We start from the raw sequence: 8,421 nt of genomic DNA on the forward strand, positions 1-8,421 counted from the left end.
CGGGCCCTCCGCGCCGCCGCGGTTCCGCGGAGGGCCGGCTCGAGATGCCGTGCGGCCGGGCTCGAGCAGGTCTCGACGGGGTTTCGAGCGTGCGTGCGGAGCGTGAGGACCGTCCGCCGGTCCCGACGGAGGGGACGGCCGGTTCCGAGGAGGAGGACGCCGTGCCGGGCTTCACGTATCCGGAACTGCCCCTGGACGGGCTGCTGCGCGCCGCCGCGGCCCGCGACCCCGACGGCCGCGCCGTCACCACCGCCGCCGGCGCCGTCACCTTCGCGGAGCTCGACGCCGGCGCCGACCGGATCGCGCACGCCCTGCGGCGCACCGTGCGCCGCGGCGCCACCGTCGCGGTGGCCGGCGCCCTGGACGCCGTCTTCCCGGCCGCCTACTACGGCACCGCCCGGGCCGGCTGCACGGTCGCCCTGGTCAACCCCCTGCTGTCCGAGGCCGCGCTGCGGCATGTGTTCACCGCCGCCCGCGTCGAGGCGGCCCTCGTGCCCACCGCGCTCGCCGAACGCCTGACGAAACTGAGCGACCGGCTGCCCGCCCTGCGCACCGTCGTCGTCACCGACGCCGACGACGGCGTGGTCCCCGCCGACGCCGTGCCGCTCGCCGCCGTGCTGCGGCCGGCGCCCGAGGAGCCCTTCGGCCTCGGCGAAGGGAGCGCCGACACCACGGCCGTGGTCTGCCTGCAGTTCACCACCGGCACCACCGGCCGGCCCAAGGGCGTCCGGCTCACCCACCGCAACCTGGTCGCCAACGCCGCCCAGATCGCCCACGCGCACCGGCTCGGCCCCCACGCCGTCACCCTCAACCACCTGCCCCTGTTCCACACCATGCACCTCAACTCGGCGGTGTACGCCGGGGCCCACCAGGTGCTGTGCCAGGACCCCGACCCGGTGGCCTCCCTGGACCTGGCCGCCCGAGCCGGCGCCACCCACCACTACGGGCTGCCCGCCCGGCTGCACCGCCTCGCCGCCGACCCGCGGCTCGACGGCGCCGCCGGACGCCTGCGCGGCGGACCGCTCACCGTCGTGATGTCCGGGGGCAGCGCCCTCGCGCCGAGCGCCGCCCACCGGCTGCGCGACGCCCTCGGCGTCCCCGTGATCCAGGGCTACGGCATGACCGAGCTGTCCCCGCTCGCCCACAACCAGCGGCCCGGCGACCCGGTCGGCCGGGGCGCCGTCGGCAGGGCGCTGCCCGGCACCGAGAGCCGGATCGTCGGCCTGGACGACCGCGAGCCGCTCCCCGCCGGCGCCGTCGGCGAGGTGCAGGTGCGCGGCCCCCAGGTGATGGCCGGGTACCTGCACGACGAGGAGCCCTCACGGATCGACGCCGAGGGCTGGTTCTCCACCGGCGACGTGGGCCGGCTCGACGACGACGGCGTCCTCCACCTCGTGGACCGCCTGGACGACGTCTTCAAGCACGACAACGAACTGGTCTCGCCCGCCGCCGTCGAACGGGTCCTCGCCGATGACCCCCGGGTCGCCGAGTGCGTCGTCGCCGACTGGCCCGACCCCGTGCACGGCGGCGTCGTCTGGGCCGGCGTCGTGCTGCGCCCGTCGGCCGTCCCGCCCGACGGGCCCCCGCACGCCGTGCTCGACGTCCTGGACTCCGTCGCCGAGCGCGCCAACGAACACCTCGCGCCCTTCGAGCGGATCCGGCGCCTGGAGGCCGTCGACGCCGTCCCCCGCACACCCACCGGCAAACCCGCCCGGCGCGAGGTCCGGCGGCGGCTGCACCGCAGCGCCGCCGCCGAGAACGCCGCCTGACCGGTCCCGACACACCGAGGAGACAACCATGGTGACCTTCGTCAACAAGCTGACCGTGCACGGCGACCCGGACGAGTTCGCCGCCGTGCGCGCCCGTCTCACCGCGTACATGGCGGCCCAGCCCGGCTACGCCGGCCACCGCACGCTGCGCCACGCCGGCGACCCCGCCGTCCACCTGGAGATCGCCGAGTGGGAGAGCGCCGCGGCGCACCGCGCCGCCGTCACCAGCGAGGAGTTCCAGCGCCTGGTCGCCGGGCTCAGGCCGCTCGTCACCGCCGAGCCCGGCCTGTACGAGGACGAGGACGCCCGGGCCCCGGAGGCCCTCGGTGCCCGCTGAAGCCGCAGACGTGCTGGTCGTGGGCGCCGGCCCGGTCGGTCTGACCGCCGCCCACGAACTGGCCCGCCGGGGCATGCGGGTGCGCCTGGTCGACGCCGCGCCCGCCCCCGCCCGCACCAGCCGCGCCGTCGCCGTCCACCCGCGCACCCTGGAGACCCTGGACCAGATGGGCACGCTCGGCCCGCTGCTGCGCGAGGGCCGCCCCAACCGGGCCTTCACGATGCACGCCGGCGGCAGGCGGCTGGTCCGCCTCGAGGCCGACTACGCCACCATGCCCACCCGTCACCCCTACTCCCTGATCGTCGAGCAGACCCGCACCGAGGCCGTGCTGCGCGCGGCCGTCGCCCGGCTCGGCGTGGACGTCGAACAGGGCGTGGCCCTCACCGGTTTCGAGCAGGATCCCACCGGCGTACGGGCCGTTCTCCGGCACGGCGACGGCCGCGAGGAGGAGTGCACCGTCCCGTGGCTGATCGGCTGCGACGGCGGCCACAGCACCGTCCGCAAACGGCTCGGCCTGCCCCTGGTGGGCGACAGCCGCGACACGTGGATGCTCGCCGACGCGCAGGTCGACACCGACCTGCCGCAGGACAGCATCCACTGGGTCCACACCGGCGGCCAGGCCCTGATGATGGTGCCCTACGCACGCGAGGGCCACTGGCGGCTGCTGGACACCGCGCCCGGTCCGGACGGCGCGGACGGCGCGGCCGAGCGGCTGTCCGCCCTGCTGTCGGCCGGCCTCGGGCGTCCGGTGCGGGTCGGCGAACCCGAGTGGACCTCGGTGTTCACCTTCCAGCAGCGCATGGTGCCGCGGATGCGCGAGGGGCGGGTGTTCGTCGCGGGCGACGCCGCCCACGTGCACAGCCCCGCCTCCGGGCAGGGGATGAACACCGGCGTCCAGGAGGCGTACAACCTGGCCTGGAAGCTCGCGCTGGTGCACCACGGGCACGCCGCCCCCGCCCTGCTCGACACCTACGGCGAGGAGCGCGTGCCCGTCGGCCGGGCCCTGCTCGGCTCCACCCGCACCGCGACGTTCCTGGTGCAGCTGAAGAACGCGCTGGCCTCCGTCGCGCTGCCGGCCGTGTTCGGCGTCGTCCGCAACGTGCCGCCGCTGCGCCGCGCCGTCCAGCGCAAGGTGCTCGGCGGCATCTCCGGGCTCAGACTGCACTACGCCCGCAGCTCGCTGACCGTGGACGGCGGCCCGCAGCCGGTACCGGTCGCGGCGCCCGTCGACGCCCCCGTCATGGTGCCGCGCCGGCCGGGCGTGCCCGCCCCGGGCGAACGCGCCGCCATGGCGGCCGTCGCGGCGCCCGCCCTCGCCGCCGAACTGCGGGACGTACGCTGCACGCTGCTGTTCGTCCCCGGCGGCCACGGTCCCGGCGCCGGCTGTGTGCGCACGGCCCGGGAGGCCGCCGCCCGGCACGGTGACTGGCTGTCCGTGCGCACCGTCGGCCCCGGCCCGGGCCCCGCCCCGCTCGCCGACCCCGACGGCGCGCTGCCGGCCGCGCTCGGACTGGGCGCGGGAGGCTGGGCGCTGATCCGCCCCGACGGCTATCTCGCCGCCCGGGGGGACCTGCTCTCGCCCGCCTCCCTCGAGGAGGCCCTGCGCGCCCTGCACGTGTCCCCGGCCCGCCCTGCGGCGCTCCTCGAGCGGGACTCGTCCGCACGTCGAGCGGAGCGCGACACCGTCGGAGCAACCGCCGGCGTTCCCGCCGCCACGACCCACCGGAAATCACCGACCTCGGAAATGAGGATGCAGAGAGATGTCCGCTGAGCGAGTGCACCGCACGACGCACGACGTGACCGTTGCCGCGCCCGCGGGCGTGGTCTACGGCCTGATCTCCGATGCCGTCCAGTGGCCGCTGTACTTCCCGCCCAACGTGCACGTCGAGCAGCTCGAGTGCGACGGCGAGCGCGAGCGGCTGCGGATGTGGGCCACCGCCAACGGCGAGGTCAAGTCCTGGACCTCCCGCCGGGTCCTCGACGCCGTGGCACGCCGCGTCGAGTTCCGCCAGGAGCTGCCGGCCCGGCCCGTGCGGTCCATGGGCGGCACCTGGATCGTCGAACCCCTCGGCGCCGACCGGTGCAAGCTGACCCTGCTGCACGACTTCACCGTCGACGGCGACGACCCCGGGGCCGTCGCCTGGGTCGAGCGCGCCACGGACACCAACAGCACCGCCGAGCTGGCCAACATCAAGGCGCTGGCCGAGCGCTGGGCGAACCTCGACGAGCTGGTCCTCACCTTCGAGGACTCCGTCCGCGTCAACGGCCCGGCCGAGCTGGTCTACGACTTCCTCCACCGGGTCGCCGACTGGCCCGAACTGGTCCCGCACGTCTCCCGCCTGGACGTCGTCGAGGACGAGCCGGGCGTGCAGGTCATGTCCATGGACACGCTGACCGCCGACGGCTCCTCGCACACCACCGAGTCCGTGCGGGTGTGCTTCCCCGACGCCGGACGCATCGTCTACAAGCAGACGGCGACGCCGCTGCTGATGTCGGCGCACACCGGCGAGTGGACCGTCGAGCAGGACGAGACCGGTGCGACCGTCGTCTCCCGGCACAGCGTGGTCCTGCGCGAGGAGAACATCGAGCGGGTCCTCGGCGAGGGCGCCACCGTGGCCGCCGCGCGCCGCTACGTCCGGGAGGCGCTGGGCCGCAACAGCACGGCCACCATGAACCTCGCCAAGAGCCACGCGGAGAACGCGGTCACGGTCCTGTGACCACGGGCACGCTTCCCGCGTCCGCCCGCGGGACGCCGGCCGGACCGGGCCCCGCCCCGCCGGGCGGGGCCGAGCGGGCCGACCACTACGAGCGGCTCCTCGGCGACCCGGACGACGCCCGCAACCCGCACGGCCGCGCCGCCCTGCTGGCCGCCGACGACCGCCGCGAGACCCCGGCCGCCACCGAGGCCCTGCTCGCCCGGGCGGGTCTGGCCGCCGAGTTCGTCCCGCGCGAACTGGGCGGCAGGCTCACCCGCCCGGACGTGCTGGCGCGCGTGCTGCGCCCGCTGTTCCGGCGGGACGTGGCGCTCGGGTTCGGCTTCGGGATCACCGCGCTGTTCGGCGCCTCGGCCGTGTGGGCCGCCGGCGACGACGGGCAGCGGGCCGAGGTCGCCGGGCGCCTGCTGCGCGGCGGCGCCGGCCGGGTGACGATCCTGCACCACGAACTCGCCCACGCCAACGCCATCCTGCGCGACGAGTTCAGCGCCCGCTCCGCCCCCGGCGGCGGGTTCGTGGTGGACGGCCGCAAGGACGTGGTGATCAACGCCGGCCGGGCGGACACCTTCGTCATGTACGCCCGCACCGCGACCGCCGCCGGACCGCGCAGCCACTCCGTCCTGCTGCTCGACGCGGCGGAACTCCCCGCCGGCGCGCTGCGCCGGCTGCCCCGCGCCGCCACCACCGGCATGCGCGGCAGCAGCTTCTCCGGCCTGGCCTTCGACGGCTGTCCCGTGCCCGCACGGGCGCTGGTGGGGGAGACCGGTGACGGCGTGTCACTCGCCCTGCGCACCTATCAGGTCAACCGCTGTCTCATCCCGGGCACCGTGGTGGCCGGCGTCGACAGCGTGCTGCGCCTCGCGGTGCGCGCGGCGACCCGGGGCCGGGACGGCGGACTCCCGGCGCGCCGCTGGCACGCGGTGCTGGCCGGGGTCTTCGCGGACCTGCTGGCCTGCGACAGCATGGCGGTCACCGGGCTGCGAGCGCTGAGCCTGCTGCCCGACGACGCCCATCTGATCGCCGCCGCCGCCAAACTGACCGTGCCGGACCTGCTGCGCGAGAACCTGGAGGAGCTGTCCACGGTGCTCGGCGCCCTCGGCCACGACCGGGGGCCGCTGTACGGGGGGTTCCAGAAGCTCGTCCGGGATCTGCCGGTGGCCGGTCTCGGGCACGCGGGCACGGCGGCCTGCCTCGCCGTGCTCGTCCCCCAGCTGCCGGCGCTCGCCCGGCGGTCGTGGCTGCGCACCGACGAGCCTCCGGGCCGCCTGTTCCTCCCCGAGGCGCCCCTCCCGGCGTTCGACTACCGCCGGCTCAGCGTCCTGGGAGGCGAGGACGTCCTCGTCGCGTCCCTGGTGGGCAGCGCCGAACGGATCGGCGCCCTGCGCCCTGCCGGGCCCGCCTGGGCCGCGCTCGCCGACCTCGCGGAGTCCTTCGTCACCGAGGTCCGGGCACTGCGCGCGCAGTGCGCGGCGCTGCCGGAGGCGGCCCGTTCGGCGCTCGTCGACCCGCGCGCCTGCATGCTCGCCGAGCGTCACGGCCTCGTCCTCGCGGCGGCGGCCTGCCTCGGCGTGTGGCTGGGCCAGGACGGCACCGGCTCCTTCCTGGACGACCCGGCCTGGGCGGTGCTCGCCCTGAGCCGGATCGGCCGCCGGCTGGGCGTCCCGGTCCCCGAACTGCCCGACGGCGTCACCGCGACGGTGCTGGGCGAACTGCTCGCCCGCCACCGCGAGGGCCGCAGCTTCGACCTGTACGACGCGCCTCTCGCCGGATGACACGGCAGGCCGGACGGCGGGGGACGGAAGAAGGGAGAGGGACCGTGGACCTGGAGCTCACGGACGGACCGGGCGTCGCCGTCCCGGTGCACGTGCCGCGCGCCACCGGACCGTGGCAGCGCGTGCACGACGACCTCGCGGGCCGGGGACACGCCGTCGTCCACACCACGTGGGGCGAGTGGCTGCCCGCGGCCCTGGCCCAGCCCCGGCTGCGGCGGCTGCTGGGCCGGGACTGGACGCGCTACCGGCGCACCCCCGACCCGACGGTCCGCTACCGCTTCCTCGCCTCGCGGCTGCTGATCAAGTACACGGCGGCGGCGGCGCTGCGCGTCCCGCCCGAGGCCCTGGACCTCGCCTACCGCCTGGGCGGACGGCCGTACCTGCCCGGCTTCGACCAGGTCGACGTCAGCCTCACCCACACCGGGGACCTGCTCGCCGTGGGCCTCAGCCGCCTCGGCCGCATCGGCGTCGACGCCGAACCCGCCGACCGGCGCATGCGGTTCGACCTGCTCAGGGCGCAGATGTGCACCCCGACGGAGGCCGCCGAGCTGGCCCCGCTCCCCGAGGGACGGCAGACCGCGGAAACGCTTCGCCTGTGGACGCTGAAGGAGGCGTACACCAAGGCGCTCGGCCAGGGGATGCGGCTGGGCTTCACCGAGTTCGGCTTCTCCCTGCGCACCGGGCGGCTCCAGGCGCCCGACGGCTCGCCCGCCTCCCGGGGCGAGTGGTCCTTCGCCACCCACCCGGTGCAGGGCCGCTACCTGCTGAGCGTGGCCCGTCACGACGCCGGCCTGGACCCCGCCCACGACACGTCGGCGCGCACGATGCTGGACCCTGGCTTCCTGTCCCTGATGGCCTCGCGCCCGCGATGACCGCCGTCCCCGGCGCGCCCACGGAGCCGCTCCGGTTCCGCTCGCCCCCGCCTCGAGGCCCGCTGGACGCGGCGCTCCGGGCCGGTGCGGCCCGGCTACCTTCGGGAGCGTCCACGAGTGCTGAGGGGGCGTCTGATGACGGAACGGACCACCGGGTTCGCGCGGACCTCCGTGCTGCGGGCGCTGCCGGGCGCGGCGGCAGCCACATGCGGGGTGCGGCTGTTCCTCGTCGGCCCCGACGCCCTCGCACGGGCGGGGATCAGGTCCCTGCTCGACGGGCACGGCGACATCACCGTCGTCGGCGAGGACGAGCCCGGTCCCCGGGCCCTCGCCGCGGTCCGGGCGCACGAGCCCGACGTGCTGCTCGCGCACGGACTGCGCGACGAGGAGGAGACCGGAGCGCTGCTGCGGGCGGTCGGTCCGGACGGCGCCGTGCTCACCGTCGGAGGCGCCGGCCCGCTCTCCCGGCCCGAGCCCGCCCTGCGCGGCCACCTTCCCGTGACGACCAGCGCCGTACAGCTCGCCGCCGCCGTCTCGCTGGCCGCCGCGGGCTACTCCGTGGCCCGCGGCGCGCCCGCCCCGGCCGACCGGCCGGCCCGTGTCCGCACCCCGGGTCCCTCCTCCGTCTCCCCCGTGCCGCCGGACCGGCTCACCGCCCGCGAGTGCCAGATCCTCGACCTCGTCTCGCGCGGTCTGTCCAACACCGAGATAGCCCGTGCGCTGACGCTGTCCGAGCACACCGTCAAGACGCATGTGCAGAACCTGCTGCAGAAGCTGCGCCTGCGCAACCGGGTGCACGTGGCCATCTACGCCTTCGAGTCCGGCCTGCGCTGACGGCGCCGCCGTCGCGCATCAGGCGTCGGTCAGCGGGCTGTCAACCGCGGCGGAGAGGCTGGGCCGGTATCGCGCCGCCTGTGTCGCGGATGGCCCGGACCTTGGGGGAAGTGTGCCCGTTCC

7 protein-coding genes are annotated in these 8,421 nt (G+C 76.3%); all 7 read left to right on the forward strand.

Annotated elements, in window-relative coordinates:
• Positions 1–89: 89 nt before the first annotated feature.
• The 7 genes from ACP7TJ_RS32525 to ACP7TJ_RS32555 all read left to right on the forward strand — a co-directional run bounded on the left by ACP7TJ_RS32525 (position 90) and on the right by ACP7TJ_RS32555 (position 8,298).
• Entirely contained in the window at positions 90–1,769 is a 1,680-nt protein-coding gene (locus ACP7TJ_RS32525; RefSeq protein ID WP_427767669.1) for a class I adenylate-forming enzyme family protein, read from the forward strand.
• A gap of 28 nt (positions 1,770–1,797) precedes the next feature.
• Positions 1,798–2,106, forward strand: coding sequence for an antibiotic biosynthesis monooxygenase family protein (locus ACP7TJ_RS32530; protein ID WP_167743302.1), 309 nt, complete (start codon positions 1,798–1,800; stop codon positions 2,104–2,106).
• On the forward strand, positions 2,096–3,877 hold the full coding sequence (locus tag ACP7TJ_RS32535) for an FAD-dependent oxidoreductase (protein WP_246532192.1): 1,782 nt from the start codon (positions 2,096–2,098) through the stop codon (positions 3,875–3,877). The genes ACP7TJ_RS32530 and ACP7TJ_RS32535 overlap by 11 nt, the downstream gene beginning before the upstream one ends.
• On the forward strand, positions 3,867–4,823 hold the full coding sequence (locus tag ACP7TJ_RS32540; protein ID WP_427767673.1) for an aromatase/cyclase: 957 nt from the start codon (positions 3,867–3,869) through the stop codon (positions 4,821–4,823). The genes ACP7TJ_RS32535 and ACP7TJ_RS32540 overlap by 11 nt, the downstream gene beginning before the upstream one ends.
• Complete coding sequence (locus tag ACP7TJ_RS32545) at positions 4,820–6,592, forward strand: acyl-CoA dehydrogenase (RefSeq protein ID WP_208840481.1); 1,773 nt, start codon at positions 4,820–4,822, stop codon at positions 6,590–6,592. Before ACP7TJ_RS32540 ends, ACP7TJ_RS32545 begins: the two co-directional genes overlap by 4 nt.
• Positions 6,593–6,642: 50 nt before the next feature.
• Entirely contained in the window at positions 6,643–7,464 is an 822-nt protein-coding gene (locus ACP7TJ_RS32550; protein WP_244353828.1) for a 4'-phosphopantetheinyl transferase family protein, read from the forward strand.
• Between the two features lie 135 nt (positions 7,465–7,599).
• On the forward strand, positions 7,600–8,298 hold the full coding sequence (locus ACP7TJ_RS32555; protein WP_228916380.1) for a response regulator transcription factor: 699 nt from the start codon (positions 7,600–7,602) through the stop codon (positions 8,296–8,298).
• The last annotated feature ends 123 nt before the right edge of the window (positions 8,299–8,421 follow it).

The sequence above is a fragment of the Streptomyces sp. DSM 41931 genome (genome assembly GCF_050271085.1).
Lineage (GTDB): Bacteria > Actinomycetota > Actinomycetes > Streptomycetales > Streptomycetaceae > Streptomyces > Streptomyces albogriseolus.